The organism is Polymorphospora rubra (genome assembly GCF_018324255.1).
In the GTDB taxonomy this organism is placed as follows: domain Bacteria; phylum Actinomycetota; class Actinomycetes; order Mycobacteriales; family Micromonosporaceae; genus Polymorphospora; species Polymorphospora rubra.
Window position 1 is genome coordinate 923,481 of sequence record NZ_AP023359.1, and the last position, 21,192, is coordinate 944,672.

General features: G+C 72.4%; 16 protein-coding genes. 5 read left to right on the plus strand and 11 right to left on the minus strand.

Going from position 1 to position 21,192, the window contains the following annotated elements:
* Positions 1-44: 44 nt before the first annotated feature.
* On the minus strand, positions 45-2,561 hold the full coding sequence (pepN, locus tag Prubr_RS04095; RefSeq protein WP_212821811.1) for an aminopeptidase N: 2,517 nt from the start codon (positions 2,559-2,561) through the stop codon (positions 45-47).
* 49 nt (positions 2,562-2,610) lie between these two features.
* Here pepN and Prubr_RS04100 point away from each other — a divergent pair, with 49 nt between their 5' ends.
* The gene (locus tag Prubr_RS04100; protein ID WP_246568289.1) at positions 2,611-2,859 is read left to right on the plus strand and encodes a DUF397 domain-containing protein; all 249 of its coding nucleotides are present in this window, start codon (positions 2,611-2,613) and stop codon (positions 2,857-2,859) included.
* A gap of 186 nt (positions 2,860-3,045) precedes the next feature.
* Complete coding sequence (gene trpS, locus Prubr_RS04105) at positions 3,046-4,083, plus strand: tryptophan--tRNA ligase (protein ID WP_212821813.1); 1,038 nt, start codon at positions 3,046-3,048, stop codon at positions 4,081-4,083.
* A gap of 3 nt (positions 4,084-4,086) precedes the next feature.
* Here trpS and Prubr_RS04110 read toward each other — a convergent pair whose 3' ends face one another.
* The 8 genes from Prubr_RS04110 to Prubr_RS04145 all read right to left on the minus strand — a co-directional run bounded on the left by Prubr_RS04110 (position 4,087) and on the right by Prubr_RS04145 (position 13,690).
* Entirely contained in the window at positions 4,087-4,536 is a 450-nt protein-coding gene (locus tag Prubr_RS04110) for a GNAT family N-acetyltransferase (RefSeq protein WP_212821815.1), read from the minus strand.
* 120 nt (positions 4,537-4,656) lie between these two features.
* Positions 4,657-6,114 carry a GTPase ObgE gene (obgE, locus tag Prubr_RS04115; protein ID WP_212821817.1) on the minus strand — a complete coding sequence of 486 codons (1,458 nt, stop codon included), beginning with the start codon at positions 6,112-6,114 and terminating at the stop codon, positions 4,657-4,659.
* Positions 6,115-6,188: 74 nt separating this feature from the next.
* Complete coding sequence (gene rpmA, locus Prubr_RS04120) at positions 6,189-6,446, minus strand: 50S ribosomal protein L27 (RefSeq protein ID WP_212821819.1); 258 nt, start codon at positions 6,444-6,446, stop codon at positions 6,189-6,191.
* Positions 6,447-6,454: 8 nt separating this feature from the next.
* Positions 6,455-6,769: a 50S ribosomal protein L21 gene (gene rplU, locus Prubr_RS04125; protein WP_212821820.1), complete on the minus strand. Its 315-nt coding sequence runs from the start codon at positions 6,767-6,769 to the stop codon at positions 6,455-6,457.
* Between the two features lie 165 nt (positions 6,770-6,934).
* Positions 6,935-7,483 carry a hypothetical protein gene (locus Prubr_RS04130; RefSeq protein ID WP_212821821.1) on the minus strand — a complete coding sequence of 183 codons (549 nt, stop codon included), beginning with the start codon at positions 7,481-7,483 and terminating at the stop codon, positions 6,935-6,937.
* A 376-nt stretch (positions 7,484-7,859) separates the two neighbouring features.
* Positions 7,860-10,763, minus strand: a complete 2,904-nt coding sequence (locus tag Prubr_RS04135; RefSeq protein ID WP_212821825.1) for an Rne/Rng family ribonuclease — start codon at positions 10,761-10,763, stop codon at positions 7,860-7,862.
* A gap of 134 nt (positions 10,764-10,897) precedes the next feature.
* Positions 10,898-11,617 (minus strand): TIGR03936 family radical SAM-associated protein, encoded by a 720-nt coding sequence (locus Prubr_RS04140; protein WP_212827450.1) that lies wholly within the window; start codon positions 11,615-11,617, stop codon positions 10,898-10,900.
* Between the two features lie 90 nt (positions 11,618-11,707).
* Positions 11,708-13,690 (minus strand): TIGR03960 family B12-binding radical SAM protein, encoded by a 1,983-nt coding sequence (locus Prubr_RS04145; protein WP_212821827.1) that lies wholly within the window; start codon positions 13,688-13,690, stop codon positions 11,708-11,710.
* Positions 13,691-14,143: 453 nt separating this feature from the next.
* Between Prubr_RS04145 and Prubr_RS04150 the strand changes: the two genes are divergently transcribed.
* From Prubr_RS04150 to Prubr_RS04160, 3 genes are all read left to right on the plus strand, one after another.
* A complete protein-coding gene (locus Prubr_RS04150; RefSeq protein ID WP_212821829.1) occupies positions 14,144-14,662 on the plus strand; it encodes a hypothetical protein in 519 nt (172 codons plus the stop codon).
* Positions 14,662-15,195, plus strand: a complete 534-nt coding sequence (locus tag Prubr_RS04155) for a hypothetical protein (protein ID WP_212821831.1) — start codon at positions 14,662-14,664, stop codon at positions 15,193-15,195. Before Prubr_RS04150 ends, Prubr_RS04155 begins: the two co-directional genes overlap by 1 nt.
* A gap of 118 nt (positions 15,196-15,313) precedes the next feature.
* Positions 15,314-16,786 (plus strand): cryptochrome/photolyase family protein, encoded by a 1,473-nt coding sequence (locus Prubr_RS04160; protein ID WP_212821832.1) that lies wholly within the window; start codon positions 15,314-15,316, stop codon positions 16,784-16,786.
* Between the two features lie 162 nt (positions 16,787-16,948).
* Here the strand turns inward: Prubr_RS04160 and Prubr_RS04165 are convergent, their stop codons facing one another.
* A complete protein-coding gene (locus tag Prubr_RS04165; RefSeq protein ID WP_212821834.1) occupies positions 16,949-17,629 on the minus strand; it encodes a lysophospholipid acyltransferase family protein in 681 nt (226 codons plus the stop codon).
* 88 nt (positions 17,630-17,717) lie between these two features.
* Complete coding sequence (gene ileS, locus Prubr_RS04170) at positions 17,718-20,888, minus strand: isoleucine--tRNA ligase (RefSeq protein ID WP_212821839.1); 3,171 nt, start codon at positions 20,886-20,888, stop codon at positions 17,718-17,720.
* Between the last annotated feature and the right edge of the window lie 304 nt (positions 20,889-21,192).

Consider the following 21,192-nt stretch of genomic DNA (forward strand, 5'->3'; position numbering starts at 1 on the left):
GTCGCCCGTCACGGTCCACCCGCCGCGACGGGCGACACCGGCGGTCAGGAGGCGGTGCGGGCGGCCAGGGCCCGGCGCAGGTCGTCGTCGGCGTCGGTCACCATCCGGCGCAGGCCCGGCTCGATGTCGTCGCGCGCCAACATCGCCGCCGCCAGCTCGCGGGTCCGCGGGGCGACCGCATACGCCGGAAAGGCCAGCTCAGCGATCTCGTCGGCCACCCACGGCGTACGGACCCGCGCCATCGCCGGCAGCTCGGCGAAGTACCGCTCCACGTAGGATTCGGTCAGCTCGACCTGCTCGGGCTGCCAGAACCCCGCCGCGCGGGCCTCGATCAGCCGGTTCGACAGCTCCAGGTCACCGATGATCGCCCGCCAGGCCCGCTCCTTGCCGGCCGGATCGGGCCGGGCGGCGGTGCACCTGGCGGCCCACTCGGCACCCGCCGCGCTGCGGTCCCGGGCCGCCTCGGCGTCGATCGCCGCCTGGTCGACCGCGCCGAGCACCGCGAGCCGGTAGAGCAGCATCCAACGCAGGTCGTCGTCGACCTCGATGCCGACCGGTACACCGTCGCCGGTGAGCCAGCCGGCCAGCCGGGCCGCGTCGTCGGTCGCCGCGATCAGGCCGTGGGCCGCCGCCAGCTGCACCGAGCCGCCGGGCGCGGCGGTGGCGAGGAGCCGGTCGCACGCCCGCGTGAGGTGGCCCAGCGCGACCGACCGGGCCGCCGGGTCGAGATGGCGGTCGACCAGCCTGCCGGTCGCCCGCAGCACGTCCTCGACCACGACGACCTCGGTCTCCGCCGGCAACGCGGCGACGACGAGGGCCACCAGCTCACCGACCGGCCGCTCGGCGTCGCGTACCGCCTCGACCATCTCGGTCCACAGCACCGCGCGGGCCAGCGAGTCGTCGAGCGCCGGCAGGACCGCCGGTACGGCCGCGGCCGACGCGTCGTCGAGGCGTATCTTGGCGAACGTCAGGTCGCCGTGGTTGGGCAGCAGCAGGTCGGCCGCGACCTGACCGCGCAGCCCCTCGACGACCGTACGCCCGCCGTCCGTGGCCGGGTCGAGGTCGATCTCGAGCCGTTCACGCAGCACGACACCGGCGCCGGACCGGTCGAAGAGGCCGAGCCCGATCCGGTGCGGGCGCAGGACGGGATGGCTCGTCGGAGCCGTCTGCACGACGGCGACCTCGGTGTAGCGGCCGTCGCCGTCCACCTCGACCTCGACGCGCAGCGTGTTGACCTGCGCCTGGCGCAGCCACCCGTCGGCCCAGCCGGACAGGTCCCGGCCACTGGCCCGGCACAGGGCGGCGAGCAGGTCGGCGAGCGTCGCGTTGCCGTACGCGTGCTCGGCGAAGTGCGCGTTGAGCCCGGCCAGGAACGCCTCGTCGCCGAGCCAGGCGACGAGTTGCCGCAGCACCGAGGCACCCTTGGCGTAGGAGATGCCGTCGAAGTTGAGCAGCGCCTGCGCGGAGTCGACCACCTCGTCGGGTGCCACCGGGTGCGTCGACGGGCGCTGGTCCGCGGCGTAACCCCAGCCCTTGCAACGCAGGCCGAAGGTGGTCCACGCGTCGGTGAACCGGGTCGCCTCGGCGGTGACCCGGCTGCCGAGGTATTCGGCGAACGACTCGTTGAGCCACAGGTCGTCCCACCAACGCATGGTGACCAGGTCGCCGAACCACATGTGGGCCATCTCGTGCGCGATCGTGCAGGCCCGCAGCTCGCGCTGGCTGTCGGTGACCGCCGACCGGAAGACGTAGTCGTCGCGGAGGGTGACCAGCCCGGGGTTCTCCATCGCGCCGGCGTTGAACTCGGGCACGAACGCCTGGTCGTACTTGCCGAACGGGTAGCGCACGTCGAAGAGCTGGTGGAACCGGTCGAGGCACTGCCTGGTGACGGTGAAGATCTCGTCGATGTCCTTGTCCAGGTGCGCGGCGAGCGACCGTCGACAGTAGACCGCCAGGGGCACGCCGTCGTGCTCGTCGTGCCGGACGTGGTATGGCCCGGCGATCAGGGACACGAAATACGTCGCCAGCGGCCGGGTCGTTTCGAACCGCCACCGGCCGTCGGTGGCCGTATCCTCGAGCGCGCCGTTGGCCGCCACGAGCCAGCCCGGCGGGGCGGTGACCGACAGGGTGACCGGCGCCTTCAGGTCGGGCTGGTCGAAGCCGGCGAAGATGCGCTGCCCGTCGTCCAGGAAGGACATCGCGTAGAGGTACGTCTCACCGTCGGCCGGGTCGACGAACCGGTGCAGCCCCTCACCCGTACGGGTGTACGCCATCTCGGCCTCGACGACGAGCACGTTCTCGGCCCGCAGGTCGGGCAGCGGCAGCCGGTTGTCGTCGAGGGCGGCCGGGTCGACCGGGCTGCCGTTGAGCCGTACCGAGCGCAGTTGCGCCGGCTTGACCTCGACGAACGTGGCACTGCCGGGCCGGGCGGCACGGAACCGGATGGTCGTCGTCGACCGGAAACGGGTGTCGCCCGTGGTCAGGTCGAGGTCGATGGCGTAGGAGTCGACGGTGAGCAGCGCGGCGCGGTCGGCGGCCTCGGCCCTCGTGAGGCTGGTCATCCCGTCATCCTGCCCCACACCGCAACCGTGTTACGTATAGCCTGACCCCGTGACCGATCACGTGCAGCAGGAGTCCACCGTCACCGGACACCCGAAGGGTGACTTCGACCTGTCCCGGGCGGTGTGGCAGCGCGCCGAGGGCGACGCGTCGGACGGCGCCGTCGAGGTCGCCTTCGTCGACGACCTGATCGGCCTGCGCAACTCCGCCGACCCCGACGGTCCGGTGCTGGTGTTCACCCGCTCCGAGTGGGACGCGTTCGTCGGTGGCGCCCAGCTCGGCGAGTTCGACGTCGCCTGAGCCTGCCCCGCCCCTGTTAGGCTGAGCGGGTGCGGATGACCCCGAACCTTCGTTGGTGGGCGCCCTGACGGGCGGCCACGCATCCGCGCACCCCAAGACCCCAGCATCGGCCGCCCGGACCTCCGGGCGGCCGATCTGCGTACCCCGGGGGACGGGCGGTCGACCGTACGGCGAAGGAGCCGACCGATGACCGCGAACCCGACAGCCACCGCCACCCCGACCACCGGCGCCGCCGCCCCCGCCGCGCCCGGGGTCAGTCTCTCCGGCTTCAAGCCCACCGGCCACCTGCACCTGGGCAACCTGCTCGGGGCGATCGCCCCGATGGTCCGGGCCCACCGCCGCACCGATTCCGTCGTCTTCCTCGCCGACCTGCACGCGATGACGGTCCGGCACGATCCGGGGGCGTTGCGGGCGTTCACCATGGAGCAGGCAACGACCATGCTCGCCGCCGGCCTCGACCCCGACCGGGCCACCTTCTACGTCCAGTCGCAGGTGCCCGCCCACACCGAACTGCACTACCTGCTGGAATGCGCCACCGGCTACGGCGAGGCGCACCGGATGATCCAGTTCCGGGAGAAGTCGGCGACGCAGCGGCACGTACGGCTCAGCCTGCTCACCTATCCGGTTCTGATGGCGGCCGACATCCTGCTGCACGACGCCCGGGACGTGCCGGTCGGCGAAGACCAGCGCCAGCACCTCGAACTGACCCGGGAGATCGCCACCCGGTTCAACGGCAGCTACGGCGAGACCTTCGTGGTGCCGCGCGCGGTGCATCCCGAGGTCGCGGCCCGGGTGATGGACCTGGCCGACCCGACCGCGAAGATGGGCAAGACCACCTCCGGCGCCAGCGGCACCATCTTCCTGCTCGACCCGCCGGACCTGGTCCGGCGCAAGGTGGCCCGCGCGGTCACCGACTCGGAGCCGACCGTGGCGTACGACCCCGACCTGCGGCCGGGGGTGGCGAACCTGCTGGAGATCCTGGCCGCCTGCGTGGGCGGGTCGCCCGCCGCACTGGCCGCCGACCACCCGTCGTACGGACGGCTCAAGGCGGCGGTGACCGAGGCGGTCGTCGGCGTCCTGCACCCGCTCCAGTCCCGGTACGCCGAACTGTCCCGCGACCCCGGGTACGTCCGGCGGGTGCTGGCCGACGGCGCGCAGCGGGCCCGGGAGGCGGTCGAGGGTACGGTGTTCCGCGCCCGGCAGGCGATCGGCCTGCTCACCTGAAGGTCAGGCGGGTACCGGCAGCCGCTTCTCGAAGCACACGCTGTATGGGTTGTCGACGTACTCGCCGTACACCGGGATCTTCTCGTAGCCGGCCGAGAGGTAGAGCGCGATCGCGGACGGCAGGTACACCCCGGTCTCCAGCCGTACGGTCGTGTGCCCGGACTCGTACGCCAGCTCCTCCAACGCGGTGAGGAGCTGGCGGGCGAGGCCCCGCCGGCGGTACGCCGGCCGGACGTACATACGTTTGATCTCGGCGGCCTGCGCGTCGAGCGCCTGTACGGCGCCGCAGGCGACGGTCCGTCCGTCGACGACGCCGGCCAGGTAGCGGGCGTCGTCGTGCGGCATGAAGACCTGCCCGTCGAGCCCGCCGTCGGCCTCACGCAGCTCACGCTGCTGGGTGGCCACCAGGGCGGCGAGTTCGGGGTCGGTGGGTGGGCGACGCTGGATCAGCACGGGCCAACTGTAGAAGGGTCTGATTTCCGGAAGGTTGCCCGAGTATGGACCAACCCCGGCCCGCCCGAGACATATCGGCGTCGGTACCACCGGCCGCCGTCGGGACGGCCCGCCGGACCGCTACGACTCCTCGTCGGTGCCCTCGACCGCCACCGGCTGCTCCAGCCGGTCCTCGAACCGCTGGCGGCGGGCCTTGCGGGCGGCGAGCCGCTGCGCCGCGCTGGCCCGGCCGGACCGCTCCTCCAAGCGGATGTCGGTGCCCCGCGCCCCGGGTACGAAGTCGGCGCCGGCGTAGTGCGTGGGCTGCCAGTCGAACTCGCGGTCGCCGATCCGGACCAGGCTGCCGGGTTCCGCACCGGCCTTGCCGAGCTGCTCCTCCACGCCGAGCCGGGCCAACCGGTCGGCGAGATAGCCGACCGCCTCGTCGTTGTCGAAGTTGGTCTGGCGTACCCAGCGTTCGGGGCGCGGGCCACGAACGACGAACGCGCCGTCGGCCGCCTGCTCGATGGTGAACCCGGCGTCGTCGACCGCGGTCGGGCGGATCACGATCCGGGTCGCCTCGACCGGGGCCTCCTGCGTCCGGGCCACCGCGACCAGCTCCGCCATCGCGTACTTGAGTTCGCGCAGCCCCTCGCGGGTTGCCGCGCTGGTCTCGAAGACCCGCATGCCACGGGCCTCGACGTCGGCGCGGACGATGTCGGCCATGTCGCGCCCGTCAGGTATGTCGATCTTGTTGAGCACGACCAGCCGGGGCCGCTCGGCGAGCCCGCCGTACGCGGCCAGTTCGGCCTCGATCGCGTCGATGTCGGCGAGCGGGTCGCGGCCGGGTTCGAGGGTGGCGGCGTCGACCACGTGCACCAGCACCGAGCACCGCTCGATGTGACGGAGGAACTCCAGGCCCAGCCCCTTGCCGGTGGCCGCACCGGGAATGAGCCCCGGTACGTCGGCGACGGTGAACGTCTGCTCGCCGGCCTGCACCACGCCGAGGTTGGGTACGAGCGTCGTGAACGGGTAGTCGGCGATCTTCGGCTTGGCGGCGGAGATGACCGAGATCAGCGACGACTTGCCCGCCGACGGAAAGCCGACGAGGCCGACGTCGGCGACGCTCTTCAGTTCGAGGACGACGTCGAGCCGGTCGCCGGGCTCGCCGAGTTCGGCGAAGCCGGGCGCCTTGCGACGGGAGTTGGCCAACCCGGCGTTGCCCCGTCCCCCGCGCCCGCCCCGGGCCACGTGGAAGGTGGTGCCGGCGCCGACGAGGTCGGCCAGCACGTCGCCGTCGGGGGTCTGTACGACGGTGCCGTCCGGCACCTTCAGGACGAGGTCGGTGCCGTTCGCCCCGTCCCGGTTCGAGCCGGCGCCGCCCTTGCCGTTCTCGGCCTTGACGTGCGGCCGGAAGTGGAAGTCGAGCAGGGTGTGCACCTGCGGGTCGACCACCAGCGAGACGCTGCCGCCGTGGCCGCCGTCGCCGCCGTCCGGCCCACCGAGCGGCTTGAACTTCTCCCGGTGGATGGAGACACAGCCGTGCCCGCCGTCGCCGGCCTGCAGGTGCAGGACGACCCGGTCAACGAACGTCGCCACGACGTGATCCTCTCAACCTTGGGAAACGCGAAAGCGGGCCGGGACGGTGTCCGCGGCCCGCTTCGACGAAGAAGCTACTGCTGTGCCGGCACGATGCTGACGGTCTTGCGACCCCGCTTGGTGCCGAACTGGACCGCGCCCGCGGCCAGGGCGAACAGCGTGTCGTCGCTGCCACGGCCGACCAGGTCGCCCGGGTGGAACTTGGTGCCGCGCTGACGGATCAGGATCTCGCCGGCGCTGACCACCTGCCCACCGAAACGCTTGACGCCGAGCCGCTGGGCCGCGGAGTCACGACCGTTACGCGAGCTGGACGCACCCTTTTTGTGAGCCATCTGGACGCCTACTTCCCGCTGGAGATGCCGGTCACCTTGACCTGGGTCAGCGGCTGGCGGTGACCCTGGCGCTTGTGGTAGCCGGTCTTGTTCTTGAACTTGTGGATCCGGATCTTCGGACCCTTGGTGTGCGCGGCGATCTCGCCGGACACCTCGACCTCGGCGAGCTTCGCCGCGTCGGTCACCAGGTCGTCACCGTCGACGAGGAGCACCGCGGACAGCTTCACCGCGTCGCCGGGGGCACCAGCGAGCTTCTCGACCTCGATCACGTCGCCCTCGGCGACCTTGTACTGCTTGCCGCCGGTCTTGACGATCGCGTACATGAGACGCGGACTCCTGTCGTTGGCTGCTGGTGGATGACTGGTGGCTGTTCGCGGTGGCCGCACTATGAAGTGGGCACGCGACAACCTGGCACACGCAGGTGCACCGCAGGTCAGCGTACGCCATGGGCGCCCCGGCTCCCAAACCGGCCCCGGTCGGGGCCGGATTCAGTTGCCGCAGAGCGCGTCCAGCCGCTGCTGCAGCTCGTCGAGCTTCATGCCGTCGACGCTCGCGACGTCGGCCTTCATCGAGCCGACCTCGGTGGCGATCTCCCCCAGCACCGCCTTGAGCCGGGCGTCGGTCGCCCGGCCGGCCTGTTCGCGCATTGCCGCGGACCAGGACTTCAGCGCGGCCTCGGCCTTCGTACGGGCCGTGTTGGCCCCCGCCGTGTCGCCGGCCGCCTCCGCCTGGAGCATCGCGCCCAACTGGGTGATGTAGGTGTCGGCCGAGTCGGCGGCGGACTTGCTGGCCGTCTCGCAGACCTCGCGGGCATTGCCGCCCGCCGGCGCGACCGAGGTGCCGGGCGTGGGCACCGCCCCCGGCGCCGATCCCCCGTCCGACGGTGTCCCGGTCGGGGCGACGGACGGCGTGGCGGCGGCCGTACCGGGTGTTCCGGTGTCACCCGGGGTCGGGGTGGCGGACGGTTCGTCACCGGAGCAGCCGGCGCTGACGAGGAGGGCGGCGGCGAGCGCGGCGGCGGCCAGCAGGCGTCGCATGTGTTGGTCTCCCGGAGGGGGTGGGCGTCGGGACCGGCCCGGGGCGGTCCACCCGCGGTCCCGCCCGACCCTAACCGAACGGCGCCGCCGCGGCACGCCCTCCGCGCCCGGCGGACGCACCCGCCGGGCGGGTGGCCGCCACGCCCCGCGACGGGTGGCCGCCACCTCCGGCCGGCGGGGAAGGACGCCGGGTGGCGCGGGGGTTTCCACAACCACCCGGCGGCCCCCGCGGGCCGGAGGGATCAACAGTTGACCTTGGTGAGGACAGCGTAGCGCCGCCGGACCCGGGCCCGCGGTTGAACGGGCAGCTCAGGCCGCCCGTTCACACATCGCGTGGCACAGCTGTCACCAGCCGGCACACCCGTACCGGCCGGCGCTACGGCCGGGTACGACGCCGGGTGCTGCCGCGGCGGGCACGGCGCCGGCCGGTCGAACCCGACTCGTCGTCGTCCCCCTCGCCCGACTCGTCGACGGCGTCGGGATCGTCGGCACCGGCCAGCCGGGCCGGCTCGACCGGTGGCGTCTCGACCACCCCGTTCGACGTCTCCGTCTCGTAGCGCGACAGGTCGTAGCCCATGGTGTCCTCGTATTCCGACACCGGCGGCGGCGCCGGCTCGGCGACCGTGACCTTGCGCCCCCGCCGCCGGGTGGTACCGGAGGTGGTGGCGGCCGGGGCCGGCGGGGTGGTCGTCGCCGGCGCGGCCGGGGCCGCGGCGACCGCCTTGACCCGCTCCGCCGCGCCACCGGTCTTGGGCTTCTCCGGCACCGGCTCGGTGTGGATGATCAGGCCCCGGCCCTTGCAGCAGTCGCAGGTCTCGCTGAACGCCTCCAGCAGCCCCGCGCCGATCCGCTTACGGGTCATCTGCACCAGGCCGAGCGAGGTGATCTCCGTGACCTGGTGCTTGGTGCGGTCCCGGCCGAGGCACTCGGTGAGCCGGCGGAGCACCAGCTCGCGGTTGGACTCCAGCACCATGTCGATGAAGTCGATGACCACGATGCCGCCGAGGTCGCGCAGCCGCAGCTGGCGCACGATCTCCTCGGCCGCCTCGAGGTTGTTGCGGGTGACCGTCTCCTCCAGGTTGCCGCCCGCACCGGTGTACTTGCCGGTGTTGACGTCCACCACCGTCATCGCCTCGGTGCGGTCGATGACCAGGTGGCCGCCGGACGGCAGGAACACCTTCCGGTCCAGCCCCTTGAGGATCTGCTCGTCGATGCGCAGTTCGGCGAAGACGTCGACCACCGCGGTGTGCCGCCGCAGCCGGTTCACCAGGTCCGGTGACACGTGCGCCAGGTACGACTCCACCATCTCGTACGCGCCGTCGCCCTGCACGACCAGCTCGCGGAAGTCCTCGTTGAACAGGTCCCGGACGACCCGGATGACCAGGTCGGGCTCCTCGGACAGCAGCGCCGGCGCGCCACCCTGGGCGGCCTTGGCCTGGATGTCCTCCCACTGCGCCTGGAGCCGCTTCACGTCGCGGGCCAGCTCGTCCTCGGTGGCACCCTCGGCCGCGGTGCGGACGATCACGCCCGCGCCCTCCGGGATCAGCTTCTTGAGGATGTCACGCAGCCGCTTGCGCTCGTTGTCGGGCAGCTTGCGGCTGATCCCCGAGGCGTTGCCTCCGGGTACGTAGACCAGGTGCCGGCCGGAGAGCGCGATGTGGCTGGTCAGCCGGGCGCCCTTGTGCCCGATCGGGTCCTTGGTGACCTGTACGAGCACCGAGTCGCCGGAGCGCAGCGCCTGCTCGATCGACCGGGCCCGGCCCTCGAGGCCGGTGCTGTCCCAGTTGACCTCGCCGGCGTAGAGCACCGCGTTGCGGCCCCGGCCGACGTCGACGAACGCCGCCTCCATGCTCGGCAGGACGTTCTGCACCTTGCCGAGGTAGACGTTGCCGGCCATGGTGCCGGCCGACGCACGGGTCACGTAGTGCTCGACCAGCACGCCGTCCTCCAGCACGGCGATCTGGGTACGGTCGCCGCGCTGGCGTACGACCATCACCCGGTCGACCGCCTCGCGGCGGGCCAGGAACTCCGACTCGCTCAGGATCGGCGGGCGGGTACGCCGCTGCTCACGGCCGTCCCGGCGGCGCTGCCGCTTGGCCTCCAGCCGGGTGGAGCCGGAGACGCCCTGCACCTCGTCGGTGGTCCGGCGCGGCTCGCGGATGCGTACGACGGTGTGGACGCCGTCCTCGGCGGCCGACTCGACGTCGCCGGCGCCCTTCCGGCGGCGCCGCCGGCGGCGCCGGGTCAGGCCCTCGCCCTCCTCGTCGCCCTCGCCGCTCTCCTCGTCGTCCTCGTCGGTCTGCGCCTCGGCGGACTCCTCGTCGTCCTCGTCGCCCTCGTCGGCGCCGCCCTTGCCCCGGCCGCGACCACGCCGGCCGCGCCGGCGCCGCCGCCGGACCGCGCCGGTCTCGTCGGTCTCCTCGTCCTCGTCTTCGTCCTCGGCCTCTTCCGCCTCCTCTTCGGCGGCAGGCTCCTCGGTCACCGTCTCGGCGACCTCGGCGGTACGGCGACCGCGCCGCCGCCGGCGGGTCGGCTCGGCGGCCTCCTCGGCGGTCTCGTCGCCCTCGGGCGCGGCGGCGGGCTCGACAGCGGCGGGCTCGACGGCGGCCGGGGCGGCCCCGACCGGCTCGACGGCCGCGGCCCGGCGACGCCTCGGCTGCGGCTCCTCCGGCTCGGGCGCCATGAACAGCACGGTCGGTGCCGACAGGGCGGCCCGGCGGCGGCGGGTACGGGGCGCTTCCTCGACCGGCTCGGCCTCGGCCGGCGCGGTCGCCGGCGGGCCGGCCTCGGGCGCGGGTGGCACGACCGGTTCACCGACGGCACCGACCGGCGCCGGATCGGTGGTGGCCGCAGTGGCCGCGACCACCGGGGCCTCGGCGGCCGCCTCGACGGCGGCCTCCGCCGCGGCCGGTACGGCCTTCTTGCGGCGGGTCCGGGTCGCCTTGACCGGTGCGGCGGGCGCCTCGGCGGCGCCCGATTCGGTAACATCCGGGGTGTTCGCGGCATCTTGCGCAGACACACTCGGATCGTCCGGTTGGTCCGTTACGACCGCTTTACGACGTCGGCGTACCGCCTTCACCGGCGGCTGCTCCGCCGCGACTTCGGGCGCCGCCGCCGCCTCGGGCGTCGCGGCGGACTCGGCCGCCGGCTGCTCCGCTGCGGCCGCGGTGCCCGCCCGGCGACGGGTGGTGCGGGTACGGCGTACAGGTGTGGTTTCAGCGGTTTCCGCGGCCGGCTGTGATCCGGTCCGTTCGCCGCCCTCGGGCTCGTTGTCGAGCATGGACGTTCTCCAGTTCTGGCTGCCCCGGGCGCGGGTGAGCGCTGCCACGCAGGGTTGCCGCAAAGGTGTTTCCGGCGGCCGTGAGGTGCACCTGGCCGCCGAAGTCTGGCTGCTGACCGCCGGCCGGAACCCGGCTAGCGTTCACCGATGAGCGCTCCGACGCGGTCCGCCTCCAACGGATCCGCGACGTCCCCCTGCGCGGTCAGCGTGCCCTGCGCCAGCCGGGTCGCCCGCGGCGATACCGGCGGCTCCAGGTCGGCCACCACGCGGAGGCCAGCTAGAACGTCATCGGGTCGCACGGAGGGGGTCACCTGCCGTACGACTAGGTCGAGTATCGCACACGGTACGGCTGTGACCTCGGAAGGCGCCGGCGGCACCTCGATCACTTCCAGTCGGTGGACCGCGCCCCGGGCGTCGAAGGTGCGTCTGCCCTGCTTCGTCATACGCTCGACCAGCACCTCGGACGCGGACGTGAATGCCGTCACCGCCGCGCTGGCCACCGCCCCGGTGACCTCGGGCAACTCGATCCGCCAGTGCGACGCGTCGATCCTGTCGGCGAGACTGCCCCCGGTCGCCTCGACCGCGTCGAGGACGTCCAGACCGGGCGACAGCGCCGCGTCGAGCGCCAGCCGCAACCGCGTGGGGTCGGTCCTCTCCCGCAGCCCGATCTCCAGGTATTCGGCCTCGCTGGCCACCCCGGTCGGCGCCGCGCTGGCGTACGAGATCTTCGGGTGCGGGGTGAACCCCTGCGAGAACGCGATCGGTACGCCGGCGCGGCGCAGCGCCCGTTCGAAGGCACGGGCGAAGTCGCGGTGGGAGGTGAACCGGAGCGGTCCGCGCTTGGCGTAACGGATCCGGATCCGCTGGACGACCGGCGCCTGGCCGCCTTCCGGCTGTGGTTTCCTACTGATCTTCCTGCTCCTCGGGAAGGTCGGGCCGAGACGTCAGCCCGCGGTCGGCACCTTCAGGCCCTGGTTGACCGGCGTGATCGGGAGCAGCTTGCGCCCGGTCGGGCCGATCTGGATCTCGGTGTCCATGGACGGGCAGACGCCGCAGTCGAAGCACGGCGTCCACCGGCAGTCGTCCTGCTCGTAGCCGGACATGGCGTCCTGCCAGTCCTGCCAGAGCCAGTCCTTGTCGAGTCCCGAGTCGAGGTGGTCCCAGGGCAGGACCTCCAGTTCCTCGCGCTCGCGGGTGGTGTACCAGTCGAGGTCGACCCCGAAGCCCGGCAGCACCTTGGCGGCGGCGTCGACCCAGCGCTGGTAGGAGAAGTGCTCGCTCCAGCCGTCGAACCGTCCGCCGTCCTCCCAGACCCGGCGGATCACCGCGCCGACCCGGCGGTCGCCGCGCGACAGCAGGCCCTCGATCAGCGACGGCTCGCCGTCGTGGTAGCGGTAGCCGATCGCGCGGCCCAGCGAGCGGTCGCTGTTGATCGCCTGCTTGAGCAGCTTGAGCCGGTTGTCGATGACCTCCGGCGTCTCCATCGACGCCCACTGGAAGGGGGTGTGCGGCTTGGGTACGAACCCGCCGATGGAGACCGTGCAGCGGATGTCCTTCGACCCGGTCGCCGCCCGGCCGGCCTTGATCACCTCGTGGGCGAGCCGGGCGATCTGGAGCACGTCCTCGTCGGTCTCGGTGGGCAGCCCGCACATGAAGTAGAGCTTCACCTGCCGCCAGCCGTTGCTGTAGGCGGTGACGACGGTGCGGATGAGGTCCTCCTCCGACACCATCTTGTTGATCACCTTGCGGATCCGCTCCGACCCGCCCTCCGGGGCGAACGTCAGACCGGTCCGCCGCCCGTTGCGGGACAGTTCCTGGGCCAGGTCGATGTTGAACGCGTCGACCCGGGTCGACGGCAGCGACAGCGAGACGTTGGTGCCCTCGTACTGCTCGGCCAGCCCGGAACAGATGTCGCCGATCTCGGAGTGGTCGGCGGACGACAGCGAGAGCAGGCCGACCTCGGAGAAGCCGGAGTACTCCAGCCCGTCGTGGACCATCTGGGCGACCGTCGTGATCGACCGCTCGCGCACCGGCCGGGTGATCATGCCGGCCTGACAGAACCGGCAGCCCCGGGTGCAGCCCCGGAAGATCTCGACGGCGTAGCGCTCGTGGACCGTCTCGGCCAGCGGCACGATCGGCTTCTTCGGGTACGGCCACGCGTCGAGGTCCATCGTGGTCCGCTTGTGCACCCGGAACGGCACGTCGGGCCGGTTGGGCACCACCCGTTGGATACGCCCGTCGGGCAGGTAGTCGACGTCGTAGAACCGGGGCACGTAGACGCTCTCGGTGCGGGCCAACCGCAGCAGCAGCTCGTCCCGGCCGCCCGGCGAGCCCTCGGCCTTCCACGCCCGCACGATCGTGGTGATCTCGAGTACGGCCTCCTCGCCGTCACCGAGCACGGCGGCGTCGACGAAGTCGGCGATCGGTTCGGGGTTGAACGCGGCGTGCCCGCCGGCCAGCACCACCGGGTCGTCGTCACCGCGGTCGGCGGCGAGCAGCGGGATGCCAGCGAGGTCGATCGCGGTGAGCAGGTTGGTGTAGCCCAGCTCGGTCGAGAACGACACCCCGAACAGGTCGAAGGCCCGCACCGACCGGTGCGCCTCCAGGGTGAACTGCGGGACGGCGTGCTCCCGCATCAGCCGCTCCAGGTCCGGCCAGACCGCGTACGTCCGTTCGGCCAGCACGTCGGGCAGCTCGTTGAGCACCTCGTAGAGGATCTGGACGCCCTGGTTCGGCTGGCCCACCTCGTACGCGTCGGGATACATCAGCGCCCAGCGGACGGCGGTGTCCTCCCACTGCTTGACCACCGCGCCCAACTCGCCGCCGACGTACTGGATCGGCTTGCTGATCTGCGGCAACAGTGGTTCGAGCCGCGACCAGACGGAGTGGGTCGCGGGCCTGCTCGTGGTGGCCGACGCGGCGCTCATGAAACCTCCCGACGTCCCCTGGACAGGGACCAACCACACAGGGTACGCGGTCGGCCCGGCCACCCGCCGGACGCCGCCCACCCCGGTCCGGGTACGGCGACCGACAGACTGTCGGATCCGGCCCCGTCGGGTGCTTCGACGGGCCGGTGGATGGCCGGTACTAACCTCGAGACGGCGTGAGAGGAGAACGACGCGATGCCGCAGCCGGACGGGGATCGACCGGCGGACCAGCCAGAGGCGAACGCGCCGCTGTGGCCCGCCCGCCCGGAACCGACACCGCCCGCACCGGCACCGTCGAGCCAGACGACCGAACCGACCCCACCGGTCCCGTCGGCCGCCGCGGCGCCACCGGTCCCGTCGGCCCCACCGGTCCCGCCAACCCCACCGGTCCCGCCAACCCCACCGGTTCCGTCGGCGCCGCCCGCCCAGGCCCCGCCGCCGGCCGCGCCGGTCGTGGACGACATCGACACCGCCGACACCGCCGCCCTCCCGCCACCCATTGCCACCGACCCGGCGGCCGGCCCCGACGAGCCACCGACCGCGACGATCTGGACCGGATCGGCGGCCGTACCACCGGCGACCCCGAAGCGGCGGCGCTGGAGCGGACTCGACCTGCCCGGCAACCGGTCACAGCCGAAACCACCCCGTGACCCGACCCTGGAACTGCCGATCGTCGAGCGCGAGGCGCTGCACCGTGGTGCCCCGGTCGACCCGTGGGCGGAGAGCGACCCGTGGTCCGGGCACCCGCCGGCCAACCCGCCGACCCGGCCGTTCCCGGCGGTTCCCGAGCAGCCGCCCGCCGCGCCGCCACCACAGCCGGCCGCCCGGCCGCCGAAGCCCCCAGGGCCAGCCGGCGGGACCGCCGTCCCCGCCAGCCGCACGGCCCGCCGGCCGTCGTGCCGCCCGGCTGGCGTCCGCCACCGGGATACGTCGCGGTGCCGGTCCGGCGGCGCCGCCGCTGGCCGCTCGTGATGGCTCTCCTGACGCTGTTCACGATCGCCTGCTGCTGCGGCTGCCCGGCCTACTTCGGCAAGCCGATGTGGGAGCAGTACCCGGCCGCCGCCGCCCTGCCCGTCGAACTGGCCGGCATGACCCTGCGCGACGACCCGGACAGTGTCGAGGCCGCCCGTCAACTCGAACAGGATCTCGGCATCGCCGCCCTGATCACCGGGGACACCTTCGCCGGCATCTACTCCGCGGCCAACGGCAAGCGGGTCACGTTGTTCGGCAGCACCGGCTACCGGTTCAGCCCGGAGAACGACCTCAACGAAGAGATCGCCCGGCTGACCACCGAATACCGGCTCACCGGGGTCGAGCCGGTCGAGACCGGAATCCGGGGCACCTACCAGCGCTGCGGCACCGGCCGCCAGGGCGAGACCGCGATCGTGCTGTGTGCCTGGGCCGATCACGGCAGTCTCGGTACCGGGCTGTTCACCCGGCTGTCCGTCGAGGACAGTTCCCGACTGCTCGACGAGATGCGTACGGTCGTGATCACCCGGGGTTGAGGTGGCCGCCCGACTGCCGCCGGGCGGCCGGACGATCCGGTCAGGATGGCCGTTCGGTCGGATCATCGGATACGTCGGTAAGCGTGCCCGGAACGCCGCAGCGAGGGAGAATCGGGGCATGGTGCGGCGTTGGATCTTCGCGGATCAGCTCGGACCGCACTTTCTCGACGGTCCACACCAGCCGGTGCTGCTCGTGGAGTCCAGGGCGGTGTTCCGACGCCGTGCCTTCCACCGGCAGAAGGCCCACCTGGTGCTCTCCGCGCTGCGGCACCGGGCCGCGGAACTCGGCGACCGGGCGGTCCACCTGCGCACCGAGACCTACCGCGACGCGCTGCGGCAGGTCGACGAGCCGCTGGAGGTCTGCCACCCCACGTCACGCCGGGCCAGGGAGTTCGTCCGGGGTCTCGACCGGGTGGCGGTGCTGCCGCCACGCGGCTTCGTGACCGCCCAGCCGGACTTCGTCGCCTGGGCCGACGAGCGGCGCGGGGCGCTGCGGATGGAGGACTTCTACCGCTACGCCCGGCGGCTGCACGACGTACTGATGGACGACGACGTCCCGGTGAGCGGCCGGTGGAACCTCGACGCCGACAACCGGCAGCCCCCGCCGAAGGGCGCGACCCGGCTCGACGTACCGGATCCGCCGGAGATCGTCGAGGACGATATCGACGCACAGGTACGCGAGGACCTGGACCGCTGGGCGGCCGAGGGGATCGAGTTCGTCGGCCGGGACGGCCCGCGCCGGTTCCCGGCGACCCGCGCCGAGGCGCTGGCCCGGCTGCGGCACTTCGTCGACCACCGGCTGGCGCTGTTCGGGCCGTACGGGGACGCGATGCTGTCCACCGATCCGGCGATGGCGCACAGCATGCTCTCGGCGGCGTTCAACCTCGGCCTGCTCGACCCGATGGAGGCCGTCCGGAGCGCGGAGCGGGCGCATCGCGTCGACGGCGCGCCACTGTCAAGTGTGGAGGGTTTCGTCCGGCAGCTGATCGGCTGGCGCGACTTCGTCTGGCACCTCTACTGGTACTTCGACGCCGGCTACCGCAGCAGCAACCGGCTCGCGGCCAACCGCTCGATCCCGGCCTGGTTCGCCGACATCGACGCCGACGCGGTGCAGGCAAGCTGCCTGTCCGACGTGCTCGCCGGCGTACGCGACCGGGGCTGGGTGCACCACATCCCCCGGCTGATGGTGCTCGGCAACTACGGACTGCAACGCGGCTGGCGGCCGGGTGAACTCGTCGACTGGTTCCACCGCAGCTTCGTCGACGGCTACGAGTGGGTGATGACCGCCAACGTCGTCGGCATGAGCCAGTACGCCGATCTGGGCCGGATGAGCACCAGGCCGTACGCGGCCGGCGGGGCGTACGTCAACCGGATGAGCGACTACTGCGGCGGGTGCCGCTACGACCCCCGGCACCGCCTCGGCGTGGACGCCTGCCCGTTCACGGCCGGCTACTGGGCGTTCCTCGACCGGGCCCGCGACCGCCTCGGCGGCAACGTACGGATGACCCGTTCGCTGCGCCAGCTCGAACAGATCGACGACCTGCCCGCCGTGCTGGCCCAGGAACAAGCCCGCGGCCCCCACGCCCCGTAACCCCCGTCCTGCCACCCGCCCCGCGCCCCCGCCACCGCCACCGCCACCGCCACCGCCGCGATCTTGCACTTGTCGCCCGACAAAACAGGCAAAAGGGGGAGACAACTGCAAGATCGCGGCGAGGGTCCGCGGGCCAGGGCGGCGAGGGTCCGGGCCCAGGGGTCAGGCTGCGGGCGGTGGGGTTGGGTGGCGGGGCGGGGCGTAGCGGGGGACGTACTCCTGGCCGGTCAGCTTCTGGATCTCGGCCATCGTCTCGTCGGTGATCTCGCGCAGCGACTTGCGGTCGGCCGACCGGCCGGTCAGGTCCAGCGGCTTGCCGAACCGTACGGTGATCTTGCCGAGCCGGGGCACCCGGGCCCCGATCGGCTGGACCTTGTCGGTGCCGATCATCCCGACCGGGATGATCGGCACCCCGGCCTGCATCGCCAGCCGGGCCGCACCGGTCCGGCCCCGGTAGAGCCGGCCGTCCGGTGACCTGGTGCCCTCCGGGTAGACGGCCACCAGGTCCCCGTCCTTGAGCACCGGAATCGCGCTGTCGAAGGCGGTCAGGGCGGCCCGGCCGCCGCCCCGCTCCACCCGGATCGCGCCCATCCCCTCCATCACCGTACGGCTCACCCAGCCGCTCAGCCCGGTGCCGTCGAAGTACTCGGACTTCGCCCAGAAGGCGATGTGCCGGGGCACGACGGCGCCGAGGAACAGCTCGTCGGCGACCGAGAGGTGGTTGCCGGCGAAGACGGCCCCGCCGGAGGCCGGCACGTGCTCCAGCCCCTCCACCTTCGGCCGCCAGCCCCACCGCAGCGTGTTACCGACGGTGAGCTGACCGATCGTGTAGAGCAGCGGCACGCGCCCTCCCCAGGTCCGCGCCCAACGGGCGGGCGGCCCACGCCGCCGCACCGATGTTAGGCGTCCCGTTCGGCGGGACGTCCGCGGGTCAGACCCGACGGACGGTTACCGTCACCTGCTCACCGTCACCGACCTCACCGACGAATCCGGCCAGCTCAGTGACCACCTCGACGCTGTCGGCCAGCACCTCGCCCGCGATGAAGTCACGGTGCGTCCCGACGGCGGCCGCGACCTCCGGGGAGCCGGCGAGCGCCACCGCGATCCGGTCCGACACGTTCAGGTCGGCGTCCCGCCGGGCCTGCTGCACGACCCGTACGACATCCCGGGCCAGCCCCTCGGCAGCCAGCTCCGGGGTGACCTCGGTGTCGAGCACGACCACGCCCTCGCCACCGGGCAGCGGCGCGGAGCGGTCGGCGTCGGCGGCGACCAGGCGCAGCTCGTACTCGCCCTCGCCCAGCGTCACCCCGGCCGCGACCGGTGCCCCGTCGACCAGTTCCCAGTCGCCGGTCTTCACCGCCCTGATCACGGCCTGGACCTGCCCGCCGACCCGCGGCCCGAGCACCCTCGGCACCACGGTCAGCACCTGCCGGCAGTAGTCGTCGACCGAGTCGGTGAAGACCACCGACCTGACGTTGACCTCGTCGGCGACCAGATCGGCGAACGGCCGCAGCGCGTCGGCCGACGGGCTGGCCACGGTCAGCGCCGGCAGCGGCAGCCGGACCCGCAGGCCCTTCGCCTTGCGCAGCGACAGCGCCGCCGAGCAGACGTCCCGGGTGGCGTCCATCGCCGCGACCAGGGCGTGCCCGTCGAGCGCCCCCGCCGGGCCGGTGGTGGCGAACTCGTCGGCCGACGGCCAGTCGGTCAGGTGCACCGACCGCTCGCCGGTCAGCCCGCGCCAGATCTCCTCGGCGGTGAGCGGGGCGAGCGGCGCCACCACCCGGCACAGCGTCTCCAGCACCGTGTGGAGGGTGTCGAAGGCGTCACGGTCACCGGACCAGAAGCGGTCCCGCGACCGGCGGACGTACCAGTTGGTCAGCGCGTCCAGGTAGGACCGCACGGTCGCGCAGGCGCCGGAGATGTCGTACTCGTCCATCTGGGTCTGCACGGTCGAGACCAGCTCGCCGGTCTTGGCCAGCACGTAGCGGTCGAGCAGGTGCGTCGAGTCGGTACGGCGCACCGCCTCGTAGCCCTCGGCGTTGGCGTAGAGCGAGAAGAAGTACCAGACGTTCCACAGCGGAAGCAGCACCTGCCGTACGGCGTCGCGGATGCCGACCTCGGTCACCGCCATGTCGCCGCCACGCAGCACCGGCGACGCCATCAGCATCCAGCGCATCGCGTCCGACCCGTGCGAGTTGAACACGTGGTAGACGTCCGGATAGTTCTTCAGGCTCTTGGACATCTTGCGGCCGTCGGCGCCGAGCAGGATGCCGTGGCTCATGCAGTTGCGGAACGCCGGCCGGTCGAACAGCGCCGTCGCCAGCACGTGCATGGTGTAGAACCAGCCCCGGGTCTGCCCGATGTACTCGACGATGAAGTCGCCCGGGTAGTGGTGCTCGAACCAGTCCGCGTTCTCGAACGGGTAGTGCACCTGGGCGAACGGCATCGAGCCGGACTCGAACCAGCAGTCCAGCACCTCCGGCACCCGACGCATCATCGACTTCCCGGTCGGGTCGTCCGGGTTGGGGCGTACGAGGGTGTCGATCTGCGGCCGGTGCAGGTCGGTGACCTTCACCCCGAAGTCGCGCTCCAGTTCGGCCAGCGAACCGTACACGTCCAGCCGCGGGTAGTTCGGGTCGTCGGACTTCCACACCGGGATCGGCGAGCCCCAGAACCGGTTCCGGCTGATCGACCAGTCCCGGGCGTTGGCCAGCCACTTGCCGAACGAGCCGTCCTTGACGTGCCCCGGGATCCAGTTGATCTGCTGGTTGAGTTCGACCATCCGGTCCCGGAACCTCGTCACCTCGACGAACCACGACGACACCGCCTTGTAGACCAGCGGGGTGTCGCAGCGCCAGCAGTGCGGGTACGAGTGGGTGTAGGTCTCGTGCCGCAGCACCACCCCCCGCTCCTTCAGCTCCCGGATCACCGGCTTGTTGGCGTCGAAGACCTGCTGCCCCTCGTACGGCGGGACCAGCGCGGTGAACCGGGTGTGCTCGTCGACGGTGACGATCGTCGGGATCCCGGCCGCGTTGCAGGTGGCCTGGTCGTCCTCACCGAACGCCGGCGCCAGGTGCACCACCCCGGTGCCGTCCTCGGTGGTCACGAACTCGGCGCCGAGCACCTGGTAGGCGTTCGGCCCGGCCCGCTCCACGAGGAAGTCGAACAGCGGCGTGTAGCGGCGCCCGACCAGGTCCCGGCCGAGAACGGTGCCGACCTGGGTGAACCCCTCCAGCTCCTTGGCGTACGCCGCGATCCGCGCCGCGCCGACGACGAACCGTTCCCCGTCCCGCTCCAGTACGGCGTACTCGATGTCCGGGCCGACGGCGAGGGCCAGGTTGGACGGCAGCGTCCACGGCGTGGTCGTCCAGACCCCGACCTTCACCGGTCCGGCGACCGGCTCCGGCGCGTCCGGCGCGGCCTCGAGCTGGAACCAGACGGTCAGCGTCGGGTCCTGCCGGTCGCGGTAGACGTCGTCCATCCGGGTCTCGGTGTTGGACAGCGGCGTCTCGCACCGCCAGCAGTACGCCAGCACCTTGAAGCCCTCGTAGACCAGCCCCTTGTCGTGCAGGGTCTTGAAGGCCCACATGACACTTTCCATGTAGTCCAGGTCGAGGGTCTTGTAGTCGTTGGCGAAGTCGACCCAGCGGGCCTGCCGGGTGACGTACCGCTCCCAGTCGTGGGTGTACTGCAACACCGAGGTACGGCACGCGTCGTTGAACCGCTCGATGCCCAGCTCGACGATCTCGGCCTTGGTGGTGATGCCGAGCTGCTTCTCCGCGACGACCTCGGCGGGCAGGCCGTGGCAGTCCCAGCCGAAGCGCCGCTCGACCCGCCGGCCGCGCATCGTCTGGTAGCGCGGCACCACGTCCTTGACGTAGCCGGTGAACAGGTGACCGTAGTGCGGCAGCCCGTTGGCGAACGGCGGCCCGTCGTAGAAGACGAACTCGTTGGCGCCGTCCGGGCCGGCGTCGCGGGTTTCGACGCTGGTCTCGAAGGTCTTGTCGGCCGTCCAGTGCTCCAGCACCCGGGCCTCGACCGCGGGCAGGTCGGGGCTCGCCGGCACGCCGGTGCCGTCGGGGGCATGCTTCGGATAAGCCATCGCGGGTCGCTCTCCTCGGTGCAGCTCACTGTCGTGGTCTGCGAGGACGAGCCGTCCGGTACGCCGTCACCGACGCCCGCGGGCCCGCGGTACCACCCCGCTTGGCGGTCCGATGGTGCGACCGCCCGCTCGTTGGTCGGCTGTCACGGGCCGAACCCGTCCGGTTCTAGTCAGACCCGTGGGTGCTGATCCACCCGCGAGGCCCTTTCTTCCGGAGGCTCACCGGTGATGGCCGGGTCAACGCCTGTAGCTGTCCAGGCTACCCGAGCCGCCCCCGCCACCCCCACCGGATTCCCTCCCCCGA

Coding starts and splice junctions, on each gene's coding strand:
- pepN (WP_212821811.1), bottom strand. CDS start 2,561: ATGACCAGCCTCACGAGGGCCGAGGCCGCCGACCGCGCCGCGCTGCTC.
- trpS (WP_212821813.1), top strand. CDS start 3,046: ATGACCGCGAACCCGACAGCCACCGCCACCCCGACCACCGGCGCCGCC.
- rpmA (WP_212821819.1), bottom strand. CDS start 6,446: ATGGCTCACAAAAAGGGTGCGTCCAGCTCGCGTAACGGTCGTGACTCC.
- rplU (WP_212821820.1), bottom strand. CDS start 6,769: ATGTACGCGATCGTCAAGACCGGCGGCAAGCAGTACAAGGTCGCCGAG.
- Prubr_RS04130 (WP_212821821.1), bottom strand. CDS start 7,483: ATGCGACGCCTGCTGGCCGCCGCCGCGCTCGCCGCCGCCCTCCTCGTC.
- Prubr_RS04135 (WP_212821825.1), bottom strand. CDS start 10,763: ATGCTCGACAACGAGCCCGAGGGCGGCGAACGGACCGGATCACAGCCG.
- Prubr_RS04145 (WP_212821827.1), bottom strand. CDS start 13,690: ATGAGCGCCGCGTCGGCCACCACGAGCAGGCCCGCGACCCACTCCGTC.
- Prubr_RS04155 (WP_212821831.1), top strand. CDS start 14,662: ATGGCTCTCCTGACGCTGTTCACGATCGCCTGCTGCTGCGGCTGCCCG.
- Prubr_RS04160 (WP_212821832.1), top strand. CDS start 15,314: ATGGTGCGGCGTTGGATCTTCGCGGATCAGCTCGGACCGCACTTTCTC.
- ileS (WP_212821839.1), bottom strand. CDS start 20,888: ATGGCTTATCCGAAGCATGCCCCCGACGGCACCGGCGTGCCGGCGAGC.